Annotated in this window: 18 protein-coding genes; 10 read left to right on the top strand and 8 right to left on the bottom strand. The window is 71.2% G+C overall.

The annotated features are described in order from the left end of the window. Positions 1–51: 51 nt before the first annotated feature. The 4 genes from paaI (at position 52) to OHT77_RS39455 (ending at position 3461) form a co-directional block, all read left to right on the top strand. Positions 52–483 carry a hydroxyphenylacetyl-CoA thioesterase PaaI gene (gene paaI / locus OHT77_RS39470; protein ID WP_328833148.1) on the top strand — a complete coding sequence of 144 codons (432 nt, stop codon included), beginning with the start codon at positions 52–54 and terminating at the stop codon, positions 481–483. Beyond that, positions 480–1844 carry a phenylacetate--CoA ligase PaaK gene (gene paaK, locus OHT77_RS39465; RefSeq protein WP_328833147.1) on the top strand — a complete coding sequence of 455 codons (1365 nt, stop codon included), beginning with the start codon at positions 480–482 and terminating at the stop codon, positions 1842–1844. The genes paaI and paaK overlap by 4 nt, the downstream gene beginning before the upstream one ends. Before the next feature lie 43 nt (positions 1845–1887). Then, on the top strand, positions 1888–2565 hold the full coding sequence (locus OHT77_RS39460; protein WP_443048173.1) for a TetR/AcrR family transcriptional regulator: 678 nt from the start codon (positions 1888–1890) through the stop codon (positions 2563–2565). Between the two features lie 107 nt (positions 2566–2672). Next, positions 2673–3461 (top strand): SAM-dependent methyltransferase, encoded by a 789-nt coding sequence (locus OHT77_RS39455; protein ID WP_328833146.1) that lies wholly within the window; start codon positions 2673–2675, stop codon positions 3459–3461. Here OHT77_RS39455 and OHT77_RS39450 read toward each other — a convergent pair. The 4 genes from OHT77_RS39450 to OHT77_RS39435 all read right to left on the bottom strand — a co-directional run bounded on the left by OHT77_RS39450 (position 3458) and on the right by OHT77_RS39435 (position 9600). After that, entirely contained in the window at positions 3458–4753 is a 1296-nt protein-coding gene (locus OHT77_RS39450; RefSeq protein WP_328833145.1) for a lanthionine synthetase LanC family protein, read from the bottom strand. The two genes, OHT77_RS39455 and OHT77_RS39450, sit on opposite strands and share 4 nt — an antisense overlap. 166 nt (positions 4754–4919) lie before the next feature. Continuing rightward, positions 4920–6566, bottom strand: a complete 1647-nt coding sequence (locus OHT77_RS39445; protein ID WP_328833144.1) for a protein kinase domain-containing protein — start codon at positions 6564–6566, stop codon at positions 4920–4922. 216 nt (positions 6567–6782) lie between these two features. Continuing rightward, positions 6783–7925, bottom strand: a complete 1143-nt coding sequence (locus OHT77_RS39440) for an FAD-dependent oxidoreductase (RefSeq protein ID WP_328833143.1) — start codon at positions 7923–7925, stop codon at positions 6783–6785. A gap of 178 nt (positions 7926–8103) precedes the next feature. After that, positions 8104–9600, bottom strand: a complete 1497-nt coding sequence (locus OHT77_RS39435) for an MDR family MFS transporter (RefSeq protein WP_328833142.1) — start codon at positions 9598–9600, stop codon at positions 8104–8106. Positions 9601–9842: 242 nt separating this feature from the next. Here OHT77_RS39435 and OHT77_RS39430 point away from each other — a divergent pair, with 242 nt between their 5' ends. The 6 genes from OHT77_RS39430 to OHT77_RS39405 all read left to right on the top strand — a co-directional run bounded on the left by OHT77_RS39430 (position 9843) and on the right by OHT77_RS39405 (position 17530). Beyond that, positions 9843–10022, top strand: coding sequence for a hypothetical protein (locus OHT77_RS39430; protein WP_328833140.1), 180 nt, complete (start codon positions 9843–9845; stop codon positions 10020–10022). Between the two features lie 137 nt (positions 10023–10159). Then, positions 10160–12253 carry an NAD-dependent DNA ligase LigA gene (ligA, locus tag OHT77_RS39425; protein ID WP_328833139.1) on the top strand — a complete coding sequence of 698 codons (2094 nt, stop codon included), beginning with the start codon at positions 10160–10162 and terminating at the stop codon, positions 12251–12253. 468 nt (positions 12254–12721) lie between these two features. After that, on the top strand, positions 12722–13270 hold the full coding sequence (locus tag OHT77_RS39420; protein ID WP_328833138.1) for a hypothetical protein: 549 nt from the start codon (positions 12722–12724) through the stop codon (positions 13268–13270). A 163-nt stretch (positions 13271–13433) separates the two neighbouring features. Next, entirely contained in the window at positions 13434–14294 is an 861-nt protein-coding gene (locus OHT77_RS39415; RefSeq protein WP_328833137.1) for a PaaX family transcriptional regulator, read from the top strand. Between the two features lie 212 nt (positions 14295–14506). After that, positions 14507–15862: an alpha/beta hydrolase gene (locus tag OHT77_RS39410; RefSeq protein WP_328833136.1), complete on the top strand. Its 1356-nt coding sequence runs from the start codon at positions 14507–14509 to the stop codon at positions 15860–15862. Positions 15863–15961: 99 nt separating this feature from the next. Further along, positions 15962–17530: an MFS transporter gene (locus tag OHT77_RS39405; protein ID WP_328833135.1), complete on the top strand. Its 1569-nt coding sequence runs from the start codon at positions 15962–15964 to the stop codon at positions 17528–17530. 48 nt (positions 17531–17578) lie between these two features. On the opposite strand, the gene OHT77_RS39400 is transcribed toward OHT77_RS39405, so the two are convergent. From OHT77_RS39400 to lnt, 4 genes are all read right to left on the bottom strand, one after another. Beyond that, positions 17579–18673 (bottom strand): helix-turn-helix domain-containing protein, encoded by a 1095-nt coding sequence (locus OHT77_RS39400; RefSeq protein ID WP_328833134.1) that lies wholly within the window; start codon positions 18671–18673, stop codon positions 17579–17581. A gap of 76 nt (positions 18674–18749) precedes the next feature. After that, positions 18750–19550 (bottom strand): 3-hydroxybutyrate dehydrogenase, encoded by an 801-nt coding sequence (locus tag OHT77_RS39395; RefSeq protein ID WP_328833133.1) that lies wholly within the window; start codon positions 19548–19550, stop codon positions 18750–18752. Positions 19551–19604: 54 nt separating this feature from the next. Then, entirely contained in the window at positions 19605–20084 is a 480-nt protein-coding gene (locus OHT77_RS39390) for an NUDIX hydrolase (RefSeq protein WP_328833132.1), read from the bottom strand. A gap of 77 nt (positions 20085–20161) precedes the next feature. Further along, positions 20162–21772 carry an apolipoprotein N-acyltransferase gene (gene lnt, locus OHT77_RS39385; protein WP_328833131.1) on the bottom strand — a complete coding sequence of 537 codons (1611 nt, stop codon included), beginning with the start codon at positions 21770–21772 and terminating at the stop codon, positions 20162–20164. Positions 21773–21921 lie beyond the last annotated feature (149 nt).

Here is a 21921-nt window from a genome sequence, read left to right as displayed (position 1 = left end):
CCGTGCCGCACGCTAACCGAATGTTCGGTCGGTCCACAAGGTGGTGGAATGATGACGCAGGCCATGAACACGGCTTCCAGTCCGACGGAGAAGATGTTCGCCGCGGACGAGGCGTCCCGGGCTCTCGGTATCGAGCTCGTCGAGCACGGCGAAGGGACCGCCGTGCTCCGTATGACCGTGACCCCTGCCATGGTCAACGGACACAAGATCGCCCACGGCGGCTATCTGTTCCTGTTCGCCGACAGCGCCTTCGCCTGCGCCTGCAACAGCCACGGCCCGGTGACCGTGGCCGCCGCGGCGGACATCGACTTCGTCGCCCCGGCGCACGAGGGCGACGTTCTGGTGGCGACCGCGACGGAGCGCACGCGGTTCGGCCGCAGCGGCATCTACGACGTGAGCGTGACGCGCGGCGACGAGGTGATCGCGGAGTTCCGCGGCCGCAGCCGCACGATCAACAGCGCGAAGACGAAGGAGTCTCCATGAGCAGCGACCTGACAGCCCCGGCGGCCTCACCGGCTTCGCCGCCCGTGAGTCCGCGCCTCGGGGAGCCGCTCCCCGACGGGTTGCTGGACGCCGCCGAGCGCCTGACCCGCGAGGAGCTGCGCGAGCACCAACTCGGCCTGCTCCAGGCGACGTTGAGGCACGCGTACGACAACGTGGAGCTGTACCGCAGCAAGTTCGACGCGGCCGGCGTCAAACCCGCCGACTGCCGCACCCTGGAGGACCTGGCCCGGTTCCCGTTCACCACGAAGGCCGACCTGCGGGACACGTACCCCTTCGGCATGTTCGCCGTCCCCATGGACCAGGTCCGCCGCGTGCACGCCTCCAGCGGCACCACCGGCCGCCCCACGGTCGTCGGCTACACGGAGAACGACCTCTCCATGTGGTCGGACGTCGTCGCCCGCTCGATCCGCGCGGCCGGCGGACGCCCCGGCCACAAGATCCACATCTCGTACGGCTACGGCCTGTTCACCGGCGGTCTGGGCGCGCACTACGGCGCCGAGCGCGCGGGCTGCACCGTGATCCCCGCCTCCGGGGGCATGACCGCCCGCCAGGTGCAGATCATCCAGGACTTCAAGCCCGAGATCATCATGGTCACCCCGTCCTACATGCTCACCCTCCTCGACGAGTTCGAGCGCCAGGGCGTCGACCCGCGCACCAGCTCCCTCAAGGTGGGCATCTTCGGCGCCGAGCCGTGGACGGAGGAGATGCGCCGCGAGATCGAGGAGCGCATGGACATCCACGCGGTCGACATCTACGGCCTGTCCGAGGTCATCGGCCCCGGCGTCGCGCAGGAGTGCGTGGAGACCAAGGACGGCCTGCACGTGTGGGAGGACCACTTCCTGCCGGAGATCGTCGACCCGATCACCGGCGAGGCGCTGCCCGACGGCGACAGCGGCGAGCTGACCTTCACCTCCCTCACCAAGGAGGCGCTGCCGATCATCCGCTACCGCACCCGCGACCTGACCCGGCTCCTCCCCGGCACGGCCCGCCCGGCGTTCCGCCGGATCGAGAAGATCACCGGCCGCTGCGACGACATGATCATCCTGCGCGGGGTGAACGTCTTCCCCAGCCAGATCGAGGAGATCCTGCTCCGCATCCCGGCCGTCGCCCCGCACTTCACGATCCAGCTCAGCCGCCGCGGCCGCATGGACCACATGACGGTCCGCGCCGAGGCCCGCCCCGGCACAGACCCCGACCAGCGCGCCGCAGCAGCGGCGGCGATCGGCAGGGGCGTGAAGGACGGCGTGGGCGTCACCGTGGACGTCGAGATCGTCGATCCGGAGACCCTGGAGCGCTCGGTCGGCAAGATCCGCCGGATCAAGGATCTGCGGGAGCAGTGACATCCGTGGCCGCGCCCGTCGCCGAGCTTGTCACAATGGGCCAGTGACCAGGACACCTGTGCAGAGCCCGGCCGGCCGTCACGGCCGTCCCGCCTACGACCGCGACTCGCTGCTGGAGGTCGCCGTCGTGGTCTTCAACGAACGCGGCTACGACGGCACCGGCATGGAGGAACTGGCCAGGCGCCTCGGCCTCAGCAAGTCGAGCATCTACCACCACGTGTCCGGCAAGGAGGAACTCCTCGAACTCGCCGTCAACCGCGCCCTGGACGCCCTCTTCGCCGTACTCGACGAGGAGGAGGCCGGGCACCGGGACGGCGTCAACGGGGGTGTGGGCGGCGGGAGTTGGGGCAGCGAGAGTTCCGGCACCACGGCGACCGCCCGTATGAAGCGCGTCGTGCATCGCAGCGTCGAGGTACTCGCGGCCGAACTGCCGTACGTCACGCTGCTGTTGCGGCTGCACGGCAACAGCGAGGTGGAGCAGCGGGCGCTGGCCCGGCGCCGTGAATTCGACCACCGGGTGGCCGAGTTGATGGCCCGGGCGGCGGCCGAGGGCGGCATACGGGCGGACATCGACCCGCATCTCGCGAGCCGGCTGCTGTTCGGCACCGTCAACTCCCTCGTGGAGTGGTACCGCCCCGACCGCGACCTGACCGTGCAGACACTCGCCGACGCCCTGACGACCATCCTCTTCGACGGTCTGCACGGCCGCCCGGCGGCCTGATCCCCGGTCCCGGGAACACCTCCCCTCCCGCACGGAACACCCGTCACACACGAGTACGATGATCGGGAGTTCGGCCCGATCCGTTCACCCGGCGCGATGGAGTTGCCATGACGTCCGACCCCCAGCCGTCACCTCAGATCGACACCGGCAAGGCGCATCCCGCCCGGGTCTACGACTGGCTGCTCGGCGGCAAGGACAACTACCCGGTCGACGAGGCCGTGGGCGAGAAGCTGCCGCCCGAGGCCAGGGACGCGGCCCGGCAGAACCGCGAGTTCATGCACCGCGCGGCGACCTGGCTCGCGGGCCGGGGCATCGACCAGTTCCTGGACATCGGCACGGGCATCCCCACCGAGCCCAACCTGCACCAGATCGTCCAGCGGACCGTGCCGACGGCCAAGGTCGTCTACACGGACAACGACCCGATCGTCCTGCGGCACGCCGAGGCACTGCTGATCAGCCACGCCGACGGGGTCACCGACTACATCCAGGCCGATGTGCGCCAGCCCGAGCGGATCGTCGAACACGCCCGCCACATACTGGACTTCAGCCGCCCGATCGCCCTGTCGCTGATCGCGCTGATGCACTTCATCCCGGACGATCAGGACGCCCACGGCATCGTCCGCAACCTCGTCGCCACCCTGCCCTCGGGCAGCTACCTGGTCCTGTCGCACGCCGCGTCCGACCTGTACCCGGAGCTCGCCGAGCAGGTCACCGCCGAGTACGCCAAGGGCGGCATCAAGCTCGGCTTCCGCACCCGCCCCGAGGTCGAGCGCTTCTTCGACGGCATGGACCTGGTGCCGCCCGGCCTGGTGACGGCGACGGAGTGGAACCCCCCGACGTCGGACGGTCCCGCCGAGGGCAGCGGCATCTACGCGGGAGTGGCGCGCATCCGCTAGCTGCGGGGCGCGGCCCCTGCCCGCACCTGAGGCTGGTCCGGCCACGCGAACGCGTAGCGGGCATCGCCGCCCCTGCTGAGCCGTACGAAGCGCAGCAGCTCGCGGACGATGCCCGCGTTGCCCATCGCCCACCCCGTGCACGGTTCGAGGTCGCTCGGGGTGGCCCGGTGTTCGACGTTGGACCAGCGGGCGCCGTCGCCGTCGCGGATCGCACGGGCGACGAGGTCCGCGACAAGGACGCCGGCGAAGTCGTACGACTCCTGCCGCTCCCCCTGTTCCCGCTGCTCGGCGAACCGGTCGCCGGCCAGGGCGAGGACGCCCGCCGTGCCGCAGCAGCGGCCGTTGTTGTCCCAGAAGCCGGGGCGCAGCCGCTCCGGCAGGCCGGAGTGGGTGACCGTGTGCCAGCAGCGGTCGGTGAGCGCGGACCAGGCGGGATCGGCCGTGAGGTCCCGCAGCAGCCGGAAGACCTGGGCGTCACCGGCCGGGCCGTGGCACCAGCCGTAGTTGACCGGCTCGATGACGTCGGGGCGGTACCGCGGGGTGGAGTGCGGGACCAGGAAGCCCTCGGGCCCGTCCTCGTCGCGTGCCACGACGTCCGCGGCACCGGCAAGCGCCAGGTCGAGCAGGTCCGCACGGCCGGTGGCCGCGCCGACCCGGGCCAGGCCGAGGACGATGCCGAGGGTGCCGTGCGAGATGTGGTGCAGGCGCGCTTCGACGCCCGTGCGGTGGGGCCAGTGCACGCCCGCCGGGGTCGGCTCCGCCGTCCGCAGGTACGGCTCCACGGCGAGGACGGCCAGTTCGGGGTCGCCGGCCAGGAGCGCGCCGAGGCCGATCCCCGCGTTGCCGCCCATCAGCTCGAACAGCTCGCCCCAGCGGGTTCCGTCGAAGCGTGACCGCGCGAGGTCCAGCGCGCGATCGGCGGCGGCACCGGAGGCCGCGTCGCCGAGTTCCTCGTGCAGGGTGCGCAGGACGAGGGCCATTCCGGTACGGCCGAAGTAGAGGGAGTCGCCGTCGATGCCCTCGACGGCGGCCGCGAGACCGCGGCCCGCGCGCAGGGCAGCGTCGGCGTAGGAGTCGTCACCGAAGTGCCGCCACGCCTCCAGGAGCACCGGGATGTTCCCCGCGGTGCCGCTGTAGAGCATGGGGTTGAGTTCGTCGTCCGAGGGCCTCGTCGTCCAGGCGAGGCCGCCTCTGGGGGTTTCCCGCGCCGCCCCGATCAGCCAGCGCAGCCCGTCCGTCGCGAGCCTCTCGACCTCGTCCACTGCCACGACCGTGGCTTCCGGTGCCGTCATGCGCCCACTCTCGCATGATCCTCCGGACCCGCCCAGGGCGTGCCGACGGCTGTTGGATCTTCCGCCGCCGCACTGCGACCGCGGTGATCCGGGCGGCGCCGGGCCGTCGCCAACTCGACTGACTCTCAGTCGAGTTCACTAGGTCGACCCGGCATCGCCCAGGCCCTCAGCTGGCGGTGTTCGTCTGCCAGACGACCTGGGTGTCGGTCGCGATGACCATGTTGCCGTTCTCCAGGATCTTGAGCACGGCCCCGGATGCGCCCTGCGTGTTGCTGCTCCACAGCGGCTGCTGTTGGGCGTCGTAGATCACGAGGTTGCCGTCCGACTGGAACACGGCCGTGTTGCCCTCGCCCTGGGTCTTGCTCGCCCAATGCGCCGTGCCCGATGCGTCGTAGAGCACGAGGTTGCCGTCCGGCTGCATGATCAGTTTCGAGCGTACGGTCTCGATGACCTTGCCGACGTCGAACGTGAAGGGGGGCTTCACCACCACGGCGTCGGGCAGGTGGGTGCCTGTGTCCGAGGCGGAGGGGGAAGGAGAAGGCGACGCCGTCGCCCCGCTGTCGGACGGGGCGGCCGACACCTGGGCGGCGCGGCCCGCGCTGGCGGACGGGGTGACATGCGGGGAGGCGGAGTCCTTGCTGTCGTCGAAGGCGTGGGACAGGTACAGCGCGGAGGATCCCGCGACGACCAGTGAGGCCGCGCCGATGCCGACCCAGAGCCACCGACGGCTGCTCGGGGCACGTCCGCCGCCCGGCTGGGTTCCCGGGTGAGGACCGGGGGCGCCTGCGTCGTGCGGCCATGCGGCGGTGAGGTGTCCCGCGTCCGGCGCGAGCAGGGTGACGCCGTGGCCTTCGCGGGCACCGGCCGTGCTCCCCGCCGTATGCGGAGCGAAGGCCGTCACCGCGTCCGGCGGGTGGGACACCCCGCCGTCGACGACCGTCATGGCACGCTCCCGGTCCGCCAACGAGCCCACGGCCAGGGCGCGTTGGTAGGCGGGGTGATGGACCAGGTCGGCCTCGGCGCGGCAGAGTTCGACGATGCGGTGCGGAGTGGGACGCAGGGCGGGATCGCTCTGCACACAGGCCTCGATCAGCTCGGCGACGCCCGGGTCCACGCCGTTGAGGTCGATCTCGCCGTGCACGGAGCGGTAGGTCACGGCCGCGAACGGCCCGTCCCCGTAAGGCGGTCGGCCGGTCACCGCGAACGCCAGGGTGGCCCCGAGCGCGAACACGTCCGCGCCCGGGCCGGTCTCACCGCCGGTGATCGTCTCCGGGGCGATGTACCCGGGACTGCCCATCGCGCCGCCGACCTGGGTGAGGTTGGAGGCGCCGGTGTCCTTGGCGATGCCGAAGTCGATCAACTGCGGGCCGGTGGCGGAGAGGATGACGTTGAGCGGCTTGAGGTCCCGGTGCCACACGCCCCGGACGTGAATGGCGTCAAGCCCCTCGGCCAGCGCGGCCAGCATGACCCGGGCCAGGTCGGCAGGGAGCGGTCCATGGGTGACGACCGCGGCGTGCAGCGTCGGCCCCGGCACGTACTCGGTGGCGAACCAGTACGGCGGTGTGTCCAGCTCCGCGTCGATCAGCGACGCGGTGTAGGCGCTGCGGACCGTGGCCAGGGTCTCCACCTCGCGGCGGAACCGGCTGAGCGCGTGTTCGTCTTCGCGGAGGCGATCGTTGATCACCTTGACGGCGGCGGGACGGCCACCCGGCGACCGCGCGAGGTACACCCTCCCCATACCGCCCTCGCCGAGTCTGCCGACCAGACGGTAGCGGCCTATGTGCGATGGGTCGGAGCCATCGAGCGCAAGCACGGGACATGTCCTCCTTGAGTGGAACCGACAGTCACCAGATCCACCGTGAGGTCAACTCGGCTGGGCTCCAACCCCGTTGGCCGATCGGGGCGCGACACCAGTCCTCGGACTACACACCCGGACCGGACCCCGACATAGTAGAGGTAACAGACAGCCACTACTCACCGGACGCATGGGTCACACCCAACCGACCGGTTTCAGCCGTCAGGGCGCGGGTCAGTGACGGCTCGTCATATGAGCCCGGGCCTGTTCGGCACTGTCGGGCGCGAAGGCACTGGCGATCCCCTCGGCGGCACCCTCCGCTGCCTCTACGGACCTGGGCAGCAGCACCTTCTCGTACGCGGTGACCGCCTCGTCGACGCCGTGGTGGTCGGCGAGCGCCCGGGCGAGGTCCGCGCCGTCACGCATGGCGAGGTTGGCGCCCATGCCGGAGAACGGGGACATCAGGTGCGCCGCGTCCCCGAGCAGGGTGACACCGGCCGTGCGCTCCCAGGTGTGCGGGACCGGAAGGGCGTACAGGGGACGGTTGACGTACCCGGCATCCGTGCCCGTGAGGTAGCGGAGCAACGCCGGGCTCCAGCCGGCGAAACGGGCCAGGAGTGCTTCGCGTACGGCGGCGGTGTCGGCGAGGTCGACGCCGGTGCGGACGTGCCAGTCCTCGGGGACGCGCATCCCGGCGTAGACCCGGATGTGGCCGCCGCTGTTGCGCTGGGCGACAATTCCGAGGTTGTCGTCGAGGGCCATCATCGTGCCGTTGCCCGCGAGTTCGGCGAGTTCCGGGTGGCGGGCGTCGGCGTCCTCCACGCCGGTCTCGACGAACGTGACGCCGGAGTAGACGGGCACGGCGTCGGACAGCAGCCGCCGCACCCGGGACCAGGCGCCGTCGGCCCCGATGACGAGGTCGGCCTCGGCGGTGTCGCCGTGGGCGAAGTGGAGCCGGTGCCGGCCGTCGCCGATCGGTTCGGCCCGCTCCAGTTTGTGGCCCCAGCGGATGGTGTTCGGGGCAAGGGAGTTGAGCAGGATCTCGCGCAACTGACCGCGGTCGATCTCGGGGTTGCCCCGGCCGTCCTCCGACGGCGCGCTGTCGAACACGATGCCGCCGTCCCGGGCGACCAGCCGCATCTGCTCGCCCTCGGGCCGGGCGAGATTCGCGAACTCGTCCCACAACTCGGCCGCCCGCAGAGCGTGTTGGCCGGTGTCGGGCTGCATGTCGAGGGTGCCGCCCTGGTTACGGACGGTAGCGGAGGCGTCCGCGTCGTAGACGGTGACGTCGATGCCGTGGAGCTGGAGCACGCGGGCGCAGGTGAGGCCGCCGGGGCCGGCGCCGATGATGGCGATGGGGGTGGGGGTGCTGTTCATGGTGGTTCTCCTTGGGTGTGCGGGTGTGCGGGTGCGTGGGTGGGGGCGCGTGGCCTGGAGGTGTCTGGCGTGGCCGCGTGAGTGCGGTGGCCGCCGGGTGATGGTCGGATCTCGGGAGAATCGCCCTGCTCAGCAGGCGAGTTGGCGGCCCGCTGCGACAACCGACCGCCGCTGCGGTTCAGTTGTCGGCCGCTACAGCTGCGGCGGTGCCCTGCGCCGGAACCGTCGCGGACCTCCCGCGCAGGGGAACCTCCTTGACGGCCAGCGCCATCAGGAAGCCCACGGCGCAGACGACGGCCATGGTGAGGAAGATGTGGCTCGTACCGGTGGCCACGGCATGCCGGTAGGTCGTGGCCGTGGAACCGCCCTCGCCGGTCGACCCGTGCCCGGTGGCGGCCGTGAGCAGGGAGCCGAAGACGGCGACGCCGAGTGAACCGCCCAGTGTGCGGAAGAGGTTGGTGGCGGCGGAGGCCGCGCCCATGTCCCGCAACTCGACGCTGTTCTGCGCGATGGTGGTCGACATCTGGAGCGTGAAGCCCAGGCCGATCCCTACGAGGACCAGATAGACACTGGTCAGCGCACGGGGAGTCGACGTGTCCATCGTGGCCAGCAGCGCGGTTCCGACGGTCAGACAGGCCGTACCGACGACGGGGAAGATCTTGTATCGGCCGGTGGCCGACATGACCTTGCCTGCGACGGTGGCCACCAGTGCGACCGGGATCATCAACGGCAGCAGCAACAAACCGGAGTTGGTGGCCGAGGCGCCCTGCACGGTCTGCTGGAACAGCGGCATGTACAGGGAGCAGCCGAACATCACCACACCGGCCACGAGCAACAGCCCGATGGCGAGCGGGAAGTTGCGCTGCTCGGTGAAGACGCGCGGGGGCAACACCGGTTCGGGCGCCCGGCGTTGAACGGCGATGAACGCGACCGCCGCGACGAGGAAGACCGCGAAGGCCGACAGCACCTGCCAGGAGCCCCAGGCGTAGGTGGCGCCCGCCCAAGTCGCCCCCAGGACAAGGGAACCGATGGCCGCGGTCATCAACGCGATGCCCGCCCAGTCGATACGGGCCCGGACGCGGGTGGCGGGCAGGTGCAGCATCACCTGCACCCAGACCAGGGCGACCAGGCCGAGCGGGATGTTGACGTAGAAGGCCCAACGCCAGCCCAGATGACCGGTGATCACACCGCCGAGCAGCGGGCCTCCGACGGTCCCGATGGCCATGAGGGTCGCGGTCATGCCCTGGTATCGGCCGCGTTCGCGGGGCGGGACGAGAGAGGCGATCAGGGCGAACGCCCCGGCGCCCAGACCTCCAGCACCCACACCCTGCAGGGCCCGGAAACCGATCAACTGCCCCATGGACTGAGCCGTTCCGGCCAGGGCCGACGCGACGAGAAACACGACGATCGAGCCGAGGAAGAGCCGCTTGCGTCCGTACAGGTCGCCGAACTTGCCCCAGATCGGGGTGGAGATGGCGGTGGTGAGGGTGTACGCGGTCACCACCCAGGAGATGTGGGCGAGTCCCCCGAGGTCGCCGACGATCGTCGGCATCGCGGTACCCACCACGTTGTTGTCGAGCATCGCCAGCAGCATCGCGAGCATCACGCCGAGCAGCGTCCAGCGAACCCGCGGATCGGTCGCGCCGGGCGCGGCTGTGGAAGTGGGGACAGACATGGCTGACCACCTCATTTCAGGTAGCGGGAGGGGGAGGGAGGCAGGGGCTACAGGGGTGCCGGGCCGGGGGTGTGGTGCCGCTCCCGGTGACTCTTCCGACTCCACAAAAGCAGACTCGCTACAAAAGTGCAACGAGGCAACTTTATTAATCGACCAACAAGCGGGGCGATGAAAGTCACGTCCCGTGACCCCGTGACCCCACGGGGACTGGCACACCGACCAGCGACGACACCGCGAACCTGATGGACCAGGGCGGCAACATCGCCCAGATGCTCGGTGTCGGGGCGGACGGGACCGGCGGTACGGCGGACGACGTGGACGTCGACTTCACCACCGACTCGTACACCCCGCAGGAACCGTTCACCGGCTTCGAGGACACCCTCGACACGACCGCCTGGGGGTACAGCCGCGGGCTCGGCTGAGCACGGATCCGGACGCCTCCTCGTGCACGGGCGAGGGGGCGTCCGCCCGCTGTCGGGACACCCTCGGACGGGTCGGCGGCGGCACGGAAACCCGCACGTCAGGCGCGTTGTCAGTGGCGGCAGGCAGGATGTGAGTCATGACAACTCCCGCAGCTGTGATCATGGATGCCGCCGCCTACGCGCAGGCGGTCGAGGACGCGGTGAAGGCGTCGGCCGCCTACTACGCCGGCGGTTCCTCCAGCCTCGACGACGACTCCTACGACCGGCTGGTGCGCGGCATCGCCGCGTGGGAGGCCGAGCATCCCGAGCACGTGCTGCCCGACTCGCCCAGTGGGAAGGTCGCCGGTGGCGCGGTCGAGGGCGATGTCCCGCACACGGTCGCGATGCTGAGCCTGGACAACGTGTTCTCGCCGGAGGAGTTCACCACCTGGACCGCCTCGCTGGCGCGAAGAATCGACCACGAGGTCACACGGTTCAGCGTGGAGCCGAAGCTCGACGGCCTCGCGATCGCCGCCCGTTACACGCGCGGCCGTCTCACCCGCCTCGTCACGCGCGGCGACGGCACGGCCGGTGAGGACGTCAGCCACGCGATCGGCACCATCGAGGGCCTGCCGCAGGAGCTGGCCGAGCCGGTCACCGTGGAGGTGCGCGGCGAAGTCCTCATGACCACCGCCCAGTTCGAGCACGGCAACGAGGTCCGCACCGCACACGGCGGCCAGCCGTTCGCCAACCCGCGCGGCGCGTCCGCGGGCACCCTGCGCGCCAAGGAGCGCGCCTACACGGTGCCGATGACGTTCTTCGGCTACGGCCTGCTGCCCCTCCCCGACACCGAGCCCGGACTCGCGGCCCGGCTGGTCGAGAGCGCCCACAGCGACCTCATGGCCCAGGCCGCCGCCTACGGCGTCAACACCACCGCGACCACCGACGTGCCCGGCATCACCGCCGACACGGTCGAGCAGGTGCTGACCCGGGTCCAGGAGATCGCCGCGCTGCGGGCCCAACTGCCCTTCGGTATCGACGGGATCGTCATCAAGGCCGACCTCGCCGCCGACCAGCAGGCCGCCGGGTCGGGATCGCGGGCCCCGCGCTGGGCCATCGCGTACAAGCTGCCCGCCGTGGAGAAGATCACCCGGCTGCTGGAGGTCGAGTGGAACGTGGGCCGCACCGGCATCATCGCCCCGCGCGCCGTCCTGGAGCCGGTCGAGATCGACGGCGCCACCATCACCTACGCCACGCTCCACAACCCCGGTGACATCACCCGCCGAGACCTGCGCCTGGGCGACCACGTCATGGTCCATCGCGCCGGTGACGTGATCCCCCGCATCGAGGCCCCGGTCGCGCATCTGCGCACCGGCGAGGAACAGCCCATCGTGTTCCCCGAGGTGTGCCCGCGCTGCGGCTCCGGCATCGACACCAGCGAACTGCGCTGGCGCTGCGAACAGGGCCGCAACTGCCACCTGGTCGCCGCTCTCTCCTACGCCGCCGGCCGCGACCAGCTCGACATCGAGGGCCTGGGCCACACCCGCGTCGTCCAGCTCGTCGACGCCGGCCTGGTCGCCGATCTCGCCGACCTGTTCGCCCTCACCCGTGAGCAGCTCCTGGGCCTGGAGCGGATGGGCGAGACCAGCACCGACAACCTCCTCGCCGCCATCACCGCGGCCAAGGGCCAGCCGCTCTCCCGGGTCCTGTGCGCGCTCGGGGTGCGCGGCACCGGGCGCTCCATGTCCCGCCGTATCGCCCGGTACTTCGCGACCATGGACACCCTGCGCGCCGCCGACGCGGATGCGATGCAACGGGTCGACGGCATCGGCACGGAGAAGGCCCCGTCGATCGTCGCCGAACTGGCCGACCTCGCCCCGCTCATCGACAAGCTCACCGCCGCGGGCGTCAACATGACCGAGCCCGGAGCGACCCCGCCCGCACCCACGACGGACGACGGCGCGGCCGAGTCCCCGGAAGGCACCGACCCGACCGACGCCGGTCCGCTGGCCGGGATGACGGTGGTCGTCACCGGCGCGATGACCGGCCCCCTGGAGAAGCTCAGCCGCAACCAGATGAACGAACTCATCGAGCGCGCGGGTGGTCGTTCGTCGTCCAGCGTCTCGAAGAAGACGGCCCTGGTCGTGGCCGGAGAGAACGCGGGGTCGAAGCGGGTCAAGGCGGAGAGCCTCGGGGTGCGGCTTGCCACTCCGGATGAATTTGCGAGCTTGGTCGCGGAGTACGTCGACTGAGGTGGTGCGGGTGGGGGTTCTGGGCGGGGTGCTCGGCGGGGGCGGCTCGGGGTGGTCCGGGCGGCGTGCTCGGCGGAGGGGGCGGCTCGGGGGGTCCGGGCTGGGTGCTCTCCCCGGGGTTTCCCGCAGCAGGTGTCCGACAGGGGGCTTCCGCAAGGGTGTTCCGCAGCTCACACCCGTCGGTGGGATGTCGGCGGGAACAATCGGCGGCGGTCGCCCGTTCTTGAGTACGTGGCTGCGGAGGGGACAGTGTCCCCGGGCCTCACCTATAGCCCATGGGGGCGATCGTTCGGCTGAAGCCCCATGGAGCCACTCGCCGAGAGGCGACCGCCCTCCGCTGTCACCACGTACGGCCCCGGCTGGTCTCCCCCGTCCAGCCGGGGCCTCTTTCATGCCCAAGGGCGGCTTCCGGCACTCCGCGCCGAGGGCAGAATGGACCCCCACACAGCCGCTGCGGATGGGGAGTTCATGGACACGCGTACGTTCGACGCGCTGACGGAGTCGATGAAGAGCGCGTACGTCGCGGGTCTCAGCGAGGGTGCCGTACCCCGCCCGGTCATCATGCCGCTCGTACGCGGTGAGTTGGTCGGCCTGATCTGGCAACGCCCCGCGAAGAGCCCCGAGGACGCGCTCACCGCGATCGCGTCGCTCTCCAACATCGCGGCGGCGGCGAGCTCCGACGAGATCGTCCTCGCCTGGGAGACCCGCGACGTCGCCACGGCCTGCGAACTGCCCGCCGACGGCCCGTCGCCCTGCCTCAACATGGTGCACGCCACGAAGGACGGCCACACGCTCCACCAGTTCCCCTACGCCGAGGACGCATCGTCGGCCGAACCGAACTGGCAGCCGACCCCGGCTCCCCAGCCCGGCGGCACCCTGCCGGCGCCCGTCCAGGCCGCGGTCGACTACTCCTTCACGCCCCTCGAACTGGACCACCCCTCCCCGTTCGGCGTCACGGTCGTCCTGATGGAAGAGGACGGCTACACGCTGCGGCTGACGGAGGCGTTCGCTTTCTGAGCAACGCGGGGTCAGCGGAAACCGGCTGGCGGGCTGGCGGGCTGGCGGGCTGGCGGGCTGGCGGAGCAGCTGGTGACCTCATTCGCCAGATTCCCGATTGCCATCACATGATTGACACAGTTCACGAAACACCGGCACCACACGCCCGCCCCCGGCCTACGCTGTGCCCGTGACCACTGTCGACGTCGCCGCCGGACCCGCCGCCGAGAGCGGTCCCGAGCCGCGTACCCAGTCCCTGATGCTGACCTTCTTCGGCGTCCACGTGCTGGGGCGGCCCGTCGCCGTGTCGTCGGGCAGCGTGATCGCCGCTCTCGGACGAGTCGGGAGCACCGAGGAAGCCGTACGCACGACCCTGAACCGCATGGTCAAACGCGATCTGCTGGAGCGCCGCCGCCAGGGCCGGAAGACGTACTTCGCACTGACACCGCACGCCGTCCAGGTGCTGACGGACGGCAAGGACCGAGTCTGGCGCACCGGCGCGGTGAACCGGGACTGGGACGGCCGCTGGACGATGGTCGGCTTCTCCCTGCCCGAGGCGTGGAGCCGTGAACGCCACGACCTGCGCTCCCGCCTGATCTGGGCGGGCTTCGGCCCCCTGCAGAACGGCCTCTGGGTGGCACCGGCCCCGGTCGACGTCCGCGAGATGGTGACAGGCCTCGGCCTGGAACCGTACCTGCGGGTGTTCCGGGCGGAGGTGGAGTCACCGACCGACGTCCGCGAGGTCCTGGAGCAGGCCTTCGACGTGCCGGCCATCGGCGCGCGGTACCGGGCGTTCCTGGACCGCTGGGACCGCACCGACCCCCTGCCCGCCGCGGCCTCGGGCGACGACCTCGCGGGTCAACTCCTGCTGCACACCGACTGGTTGGACCTGGTACGACGGGACCCGCACCTGCCCGCCGAACACCTCCCCGGAGACTGGCCCGCCGCCCAGGCGGAGACCGTCTTCCGCGGCCTGGCCAGCCGCTGGGACCGCCCGGCTGCCCGCGCCGCCGGCCGCCTGCTGGACACCCTGACCCTGGACTGATCCGGGCAGGACCCCTACAGCCCCCACGCCACCAAGCCGACCCACGGACGCCTTGCGTCACAGCACCGGGTCCCCGCACGCCCTCCACACGGACCCGTCCGCCTCATTATTGGTCACTCTATTGACGGCGGTTAAAAACGAGCCCTACATTCGCACCGCTCGTCCAGCACGCTCCCCCACTCGGTCCCCACTCGACTCGCGGAGCCGCCGCCATGCCCCGACCCCGTCTTTCGACCCTCGCCGCCGCCTGCGCGACCGCCCTCGCGACCGCCCTCCTCGGCCCGGTGACCGGCGCCCACGCCACCACCGCGGCCGGCCACTACACCGGCACGCTGACCGACGGCGCCACCTGGATCGCGGACACACCCCAGCAGTGGAACGGCACCCTGCTGCTGTTCAGCCACGGTTTCGGCCCGACCACCGCCGCCGACTCCCCCTCGCCCGCCGTGAGCCAGGCCCTGCTGGCCGCCGGTTACGCCCTCGCCGGTTCCTCCTACGACCCCAACGGCTCGATGTGGGCGCTGGATTCGGCCGAGCACGACCAGTTCGCCACGCTCACCGCCTTCCGCCGCCAGGTCGGCACCCCCACCCGCGTCATCTCGGTGGGCCAGTCCATGGGCGGACTCGTCAACGCCCGGATCGCCCGCGACGGCGCGGGCCGCGTCGACGGCGCGCTCGGCCTCTGCGGTCTGGTCGCGGGCGGTGTCGACCTGGACAACTACCAGCTGGACGCCGAGTACACCCTGGCCACGTTCTTCGACCCCGCCGACGCCGACGACTTGGTGAACCTCGGCAACCAGACGGAGGCCGCCGCCCTGGCCGACCGACTCACCAAGGCCGTGGAGACAGCGCAACAGACCCCGGCGGGCCGCGCCCGGATCGCCCTGGCCGCCGCCTACCTCAACCTGGCCGACTGGGCCCCCGGTCAACAGCCGCCCGCGCGGGGCGACTTCGCGGGCCAGGAGGCACAGCAGTACGCCTGGCTGGCCGAGGGCCTGCTCGCGTTCATCGTCCCGGCACGCTGGTCGGTCGAGCAGTCCGCAGGCGGCAACACGTCCTGGAACAAGGGCGTCGACTACGCCGGCCTGCTGCGCACGTCCGCCCACGCCAAGCAGGTCAAGTCCCTCTACCGCGACGCCGGCCTCGACCTGCGCACCGACCTGAACCGGCTCACCCGAGGCGCGGACATCGCGGCCGACCCCGCCGCCGTAACCCACCTGAAGCGGACCTCGACCGCCGGCCAGGGCCTGTCCGTGCCACTCCTCGACCTCCACACCACCGCCGACCAACTGGTCCCCGTGGAACAGGAATCGGCCTTCGCCGCACGAGTGCACACGGCCGGCGACTCCGCCCTCCTGCGCCAGGCCTACGTCGCCCGCCAGAGCCACTGCAACTTCACCACCGCCGAAGTCGTCGCCGGCCTGCACGCCGTGGAACACCGCCTGAACACCCACCACTGGGACAACTCCGCCACGGCCACCCAACTCCAGCGAAGCGCCGACGACTTGGGCCTCGACGGAGCCGCTTTCACCGACTACCGGCCGAGCCGCCTGACCGGTACCCGCTGATCCGGAATCACCGGACCATCGGCTGCACCGCCGCACCGACGCCCGCCAAAGCGCCCCCTCCCCATACGCACCCCGCGCGCCCCAGGAGCCCCCGTGTCCATGACGACCGAACCTTCCACCAGAACAGCCACCGGCCCCGGACTCACCACCGGCACCCTGGTCGCCGGTCTCCTCGCCGTCTGCCTGGCCCAGATCGGTCTGGCGATACCGGCCACCCTCAACGGCCTGTTCCAGTCCGACCTGAACCCGGTCGGCTCCCAACTCACCTGGATCTCCGACGCGTTCCTGCTCCCGGTCGCGGTCCTGGAGCTGACCTTCGGGCTGCTCGGCGACCTCTTCGGCCGCAAGCGGCTGCTGGTCGGCGGCGCCTCGCTGCTGGCCGTGGGCGAACTGGTCAGCGCCACCTCCTCCGGCGTCCATCAACTCTGGACCGGGCAGGCCCTGGCAGGCCTCGGCGCCGCCGCCCTGTTCCCGACCTCGCTGGCGATCCTGGCCGCCGGTACCACCTCCCCCGCCCAGCGCGCCCGGGTCATCGCGATGTGGGCCGCCCTCCTCTCCACCGGCGGCTTCCTCGCCCCGCTGCTCGGCGGCGTCACCGCCACCTACGGCTCCTGGCGCTGGTCCTTCGTCGTGGTCACCGTCATCGCCGCCGCGAGCGCCGCCGTCAGCGCCCTGTTCGCCACCGACTCCAGCGCGCCCGAAGGCCGTTCACTCGACCTCGCAGGCCAACTGACCATCGGCCTCGGCCTGTTCGCCCTGCTCTACGCCATCATCCAGGGCCCGACGGACGGCTGGTCCTCCCCCTCGATCGTCATCGCGTTCGTCCTCGCCGCCGTGTTCCTCGCCGGCTTCGTCCTGGCCGAGAAACGGGCCAAGTCCCCACTCCTGCGCCTGGACCTGTTCCGCAACCGCGCCTTCGCGGTGGCCTCGGTCGTCGCCGTGGTCGGCATGTTCGCCTTCCTGGGCACCGCCTACTCCGTCAGCATCCGGCTCGGCCCGGTCCAGGACCAGGCACCGATGCGCACAGGCCTGGCCTTCGTCCTGCTCAACGGCATCACCCTGGTGATGCTGCCGCTCACGGAACGACTCCTGCGCACCGTCACGCCGGGTCTCCTCCTGGGCACGGGGCTGCTGTTGATGGCCGCGGGCGACTACTGGGCGGCCACCCTGCCGATCACCGACACCGCCTTCACCTCCCTGATCCTCCCGCTCGGCCTCGTCGGCCTGGGCTTCTCCGTCACCGTCTCGTCGATCACGGCGACGGCCGTCAACACCGTGCCGACCCATCTGGCAGGTATGGCGAGCGCCACCACCAACCTGCTCCGGGACTTCGGCTTCACCCTCGGCCCCGCCGTCATCGGCGCCGTCGCCCTGAGCCGCGCGGCCGACAGCTTCTCCGCCTCCCTGCACGACTCCGCGCTGCCCCAGGCGCTGAAGGGCGCGGGCACGGCCGTACTGGAAGAAGGCGGACCCCTCGCGGTGAACGGCGCCTCGGCGGCCTCCCCGAAACTGGCCGACCTCCATCCACTCGCCCTGGACGCCCTCGGTCACGGCTACTCGATCGGCTTCGTCGTCTGCGGCACGGCCGCCCTGTGTTCCGCGCTCCTGGCCCTCGCCACCCTCCTCCGCAGTCGAACCCCCTCACCTGACGCACCCGTGGAGCAGTAGAGCCCCGCACCCGTCACAAGCCTGACCGGCCTCCGCGCCCCACCCCGATCACCGCCGCACCGGAGCCGCCAATCTCCTTAGTCTCAGCGCGAGTTGAACCTCCAGCACACGGGCCGGTTCCTGCCAGTCCTCGCCCAGGAGCTGGCCCACGCGCTCCAGCCGCTGGGCAACCGTGTTCACGTGGACGTGCAGGTCGTCCTTCGTCCGGGCCGGGCTCATCCCGCAGGCGAAGTAGGCGTCCAGCGTGCGCAGCAGATCCGTACCGCGCCGCTCGTCGTACCGCACGACCTCTCCGATGGTCCGATCGACGAAGCCGCCGATGTCCCGGTCCCCGGCGAGGAGCAGCCCGAGGAAGCCGAAGTCCTCGGCGGCTGCACCGTCTCCGGTTCGGCCGAGGAGGCGCAGGTTCGCGGTGTCCATGGCGGCCGCCGCGAGTGCGGCGAAGGAGCCGAGCAGTGCGATCTGCTCGCGCTCGAAGACCCGCGCCCGCCGGTCCGCCGCGAACAGCACCCCGATCACCCGGTGCCCGAGCATCAGCGGCACACCGAGGATCGCCACCAGCCCCTCGTCCCGTACACCGGAGTCGATGGTGACGGTGTGCTCGAAGCGCTCGTCCCTGAAGTAGTCGTCGGTGAAGTACGGCCGTGCCGTCTGGGCCACGAGTCCGCCGAGCCCCTCCCCCATGCCCAGCCGCAGCTGCTGGAAGCGGGCCGCGACCGAACCCTCGGTCACTCGCAGGTAAGTGTCGCCCCTGGCCGGGTCGTTGAGGCTGAGGTAGGCGACGTCGGTGCCGAGGAGCGAGCGGGCGCGCTGGACGATCGCCTGCAGTACGGCGTCCAGGTCGCGCAGTCCTGCGAGGTCGTGGGCCGTCTCGAAGAGCGCGGACAGCTCGGCCTCGCGCCGTCGGCGTCCCTCCAGCTCCGAACGCACGCGCAGCGCGAGGGTCTTGGCGTATTCGAGCCCGGCGATCAGTCCGGCCGCTCTACCCTCGGCGCGGGCGAGCAGCACGGGCTGCTCATAGGCGTCGGCGGAGGCGCCCCGGGCGAGCAGCTCCAGGAACGGTGCCTCGGCACTGCTCGGTCGCGCTGCGGCGCCGGTGGCGGTGGGGGAGCGCTCGGCGGACTGCACGTGATCGCTGGACATGCTCACAGGATTCCCCATCGCCGGGCCGGCCGGTCAGGCCTGTGGATAACTCGCCGTGGCCCGCGCACCGGGTGCTTCAGTGCACGGTCCAGCCGCCGTCCAGCACCAGCGAGGTGCCGGTGACGAAGGACGTGTGCGGGCCGCACAGGTAGGCCACGGCCTCGGCGACCTCCTCGGGTTCGATGAGCCGTTTGACCGCGCTGTCCTGGAGGAGGACCTCGCTCAGGACGCGTTCCTCGGGGATGCCGTGCGCCTGTGCCTGGTCGGTGAGTTGGCGTTCGACGAGGGGGGTGCGCACATAGCCGGGGTTCACACAGTTCGAGGTGACGCCGTGGGGTGCGCCTTCGAGGGCGGCGGTCTTGGAGAGTCCCTCCAGACCGTGTTTGGCGGCCACGTACGCGGATTTGAAGGCGGAGGCGCGCAGTCCGTGGACGGAGGACACGTTGACGATCCGGCCCCAGCCCTGGCCGTACATGTGGGGCAGGGCGCCGCGGATGAGCCGGAAGGGCGCCTCCAGCATCACCGTGAGCACCGTGTGGAAGACGTCGGGCGGGAACTCCTCGATGGGGCGCACCAGTTGGAGCCCCGCGTTGTTCACCAGGACGTCCGTGCCGGCGGCGGCATGCTCGGCGGCGTCCAGGTCGGTGAGGTCGAGTTCGTGCGGCTCGACGGTGCCCGCGAGGTCCCGGGCCCGTTCGGCTAGGGCGGCCAGTCCCGGGGCGTCCACGTCGAGGGCTCTGACCTTCGCCCCGGCTGCGGCGAGCCGCAGGGTGCAGGCGCTGCCGATGCCGCCGGCGGCACCGGTGACGAGGGCGGTTCGGCCGCTGAGGTCGAGGAGGCCGGCGTGGGGACCTGGGAGGGCGTGGGGCACGGTCATAGGGCGAGCCTAGACAGCGCCCCTGCCCCACCACATATGGGCAGCCCACATACTTCAGTCAGAACTCGTGGTGTCGAACCATGTGGGTGCATCGGCCAGGGTCTGCTTGATCCGGAACAGCTGGTGATCGCTCAGCTCGGGCAGCGCGTCCAGCTCGAACCAGCCGACCTCCAGCGACTCGTCGTCGTTCACGGCCGCCTCACCGCCGACGGCCCGGCACTGCAGCGTGATGTCCATGAACTGGCAGGCGTCGCCGTTGGGATAGCTGACCGGTCCCCCGGCCTGCACCACGACGACCCGTTCCGCGACGCATTCGACGGCCGTCTCCTCGAACACCTCGCGCACCGCGCAGACGGCGGGCTGCTCCCCGGGCTCGGGAATGCCGGACGGCAGCGCCCACTCGTGGTTGTCCGCCCGCTTGCCCAGCAGGACGCGACCCGCGTCGTCGAACACGACGGCGCTGACCCCGGGGAGCCACAGCAGTTGATGCCCGGCCGAGGCCCGGATCGTACGGATGAAATCAGGAGTAGCCATGTTCCGACCCTAACGGGACGATCCATGGCCACTCCACGAACTGCCGCGCGCGGGGCGGGCGTACCAGAGGCGTACGGCTACACGCCGCCCGCGCGCCGCCCGCGCACCCCGGCGGCGACCGCCCAGCCGAGGCCGCCCGCGGCGATGAGCACCAGGGCCATCTCCGGCAGGATGCCGAGCTTGGTGGCCGGGGTCTCGGAGGAGCGCAGCGGCACCTTCTGGACCAGGGAGTCGGCGACGAACATGCCGGTCTTCTGGGTGATCTTCCCGTCGGGCATGATGATCGCGCTGACGCCGCTGGTCACCGGGACGGTGACGGTCCGGCTGTGCTCGACCGCGCGGACCCGGGACATCGCGAGCTGCTGGTAGGTCATCTCGCTGCGGTCGAAGGTCGCGTTGTTGCTGGGCACGGAGATCAGCTGGGCGCCGTCGGTGACCTCGGAGCGCACGGCCCAGTCGAAGGCGGCCTCGTAGCAGGTGACCAGGCCGATCTTGGCGCCGTTCATGGTGAAGACGCCCGGCTTGGTGCCCCGGCTGAAGTCCTGGCGGACCATGGTGGTCCAGTTCTTGTTGATGGTCCCCAGGAGCGAGCGCATCGGCAGGTACTCCCCGAAGGGCTGGATCTGCCGCTTGTCGTAGGTGTCGGTCGGGCCCTTCACCGGGTCCCAGAGAATCTGCTCGTTGTAGAGCTTGCCGTCGCGCTCCACGACACCGCCGACCGAGATAGGGGCGCCGATCGCCTTGGCCGCCTCGTCGATGTCGGTGTACGCCTGGGCGTCGGCGAAGGGGTCGACGTCGGAGGAGTTCTCCGGCCACAGGACGACGTCCGGCTTCGCGACCTTGCCCGCCTTGACCTTCGCGGCCAGCCGCAGGGTCTCCTTGACGTGGTAGTCGAGCACGGCACGCCGCTGGGCGTTGAACTCCAGCCCCGCGCGCGGGACGTTGCCCTGGATGACCGCGACCGTCGTGGTGCCGTCCTCGGCCTTGTCGCTGACCAGGCCCCGCGCGGCCAGCGCGCCCACCACGGGTACGGCGACGCTCAGCAGGGCCACGGTCGCTGCGGACCGCCGTACGACCCGGGTCCGCCGGCTCTCCAGGGCCAGCCGCACGACCTCGTAGAGACCGAAGCCGCACAGGACGACGGCGAAGCCGAGGACCGGGGTGCCGCCCACCGCGGCGAGCGGGAGGAAGACGCCGTCCGCCTGGCCGAAGGCGATCTTGCCCCAGGGGAAGCCGTGGAAGGGGACACGCGCGCGTACCGCCTCACCGGCGATCCATAGTGCCGCCGCCCACAGCGGCCAGGCGGGGAGCTTCGAGATCGCGGTGATGCCGGCGCCGACCAGCGCGACGAAGATCGCCTCGACCGCGACCAGCGCGATCCACGGCCCGGGACCGACCTCCACGCCGGTCCACACCAGCAGCGGCAGCAGGAATCCGAGGCCGAAGAGGTAGCCCAGACCGAGCCCCGCCTTCCAGCTGCGGCCCCGCAGCACCCACCCGAAGCAGGCGAACGCGGGCAGCGCCAGCCACCACAGGGTGCGTGGCGGAAAACTGACGTAGAGCAGCACTCCGGAGAGCGCTGCTACGGCGGCCGGGACCAGACGGACGAGGCGGGCGAGGCGCGATCCGGGCGCGGCCTTCGGCTCCAGCTGGTCCGACTCGTCCACGGAAGTTGCGGTGACGGTCACTCCGGGAGTGTACGGCCGTCGACCTTGGACCCGACAGCACGGTCCGGACGGCGGCGCAGGGCACTGAACAGGGCCGCAGCCGTACCGTTCCTGCGCAACTCGTCCACAAATCGGCCATGAGCCGTTACGGTGAGCCGGAGCCCCTGTCG

Origin of the sequence: Streptomyces sp. NBC_00252 (assembly GCF_036187565.1) — a bacterium.
Taxonomy (GTDB): domain Bacteria; phylum Actinomycetota; class Actinomycetes; order Streptomycetales; family Streptomycetaceae; genus Streptomyces.
Note: the sequence above shows the minus strand (reverse complement) of the source record. Positions and strands in the feature narration are given on the sequence as shown.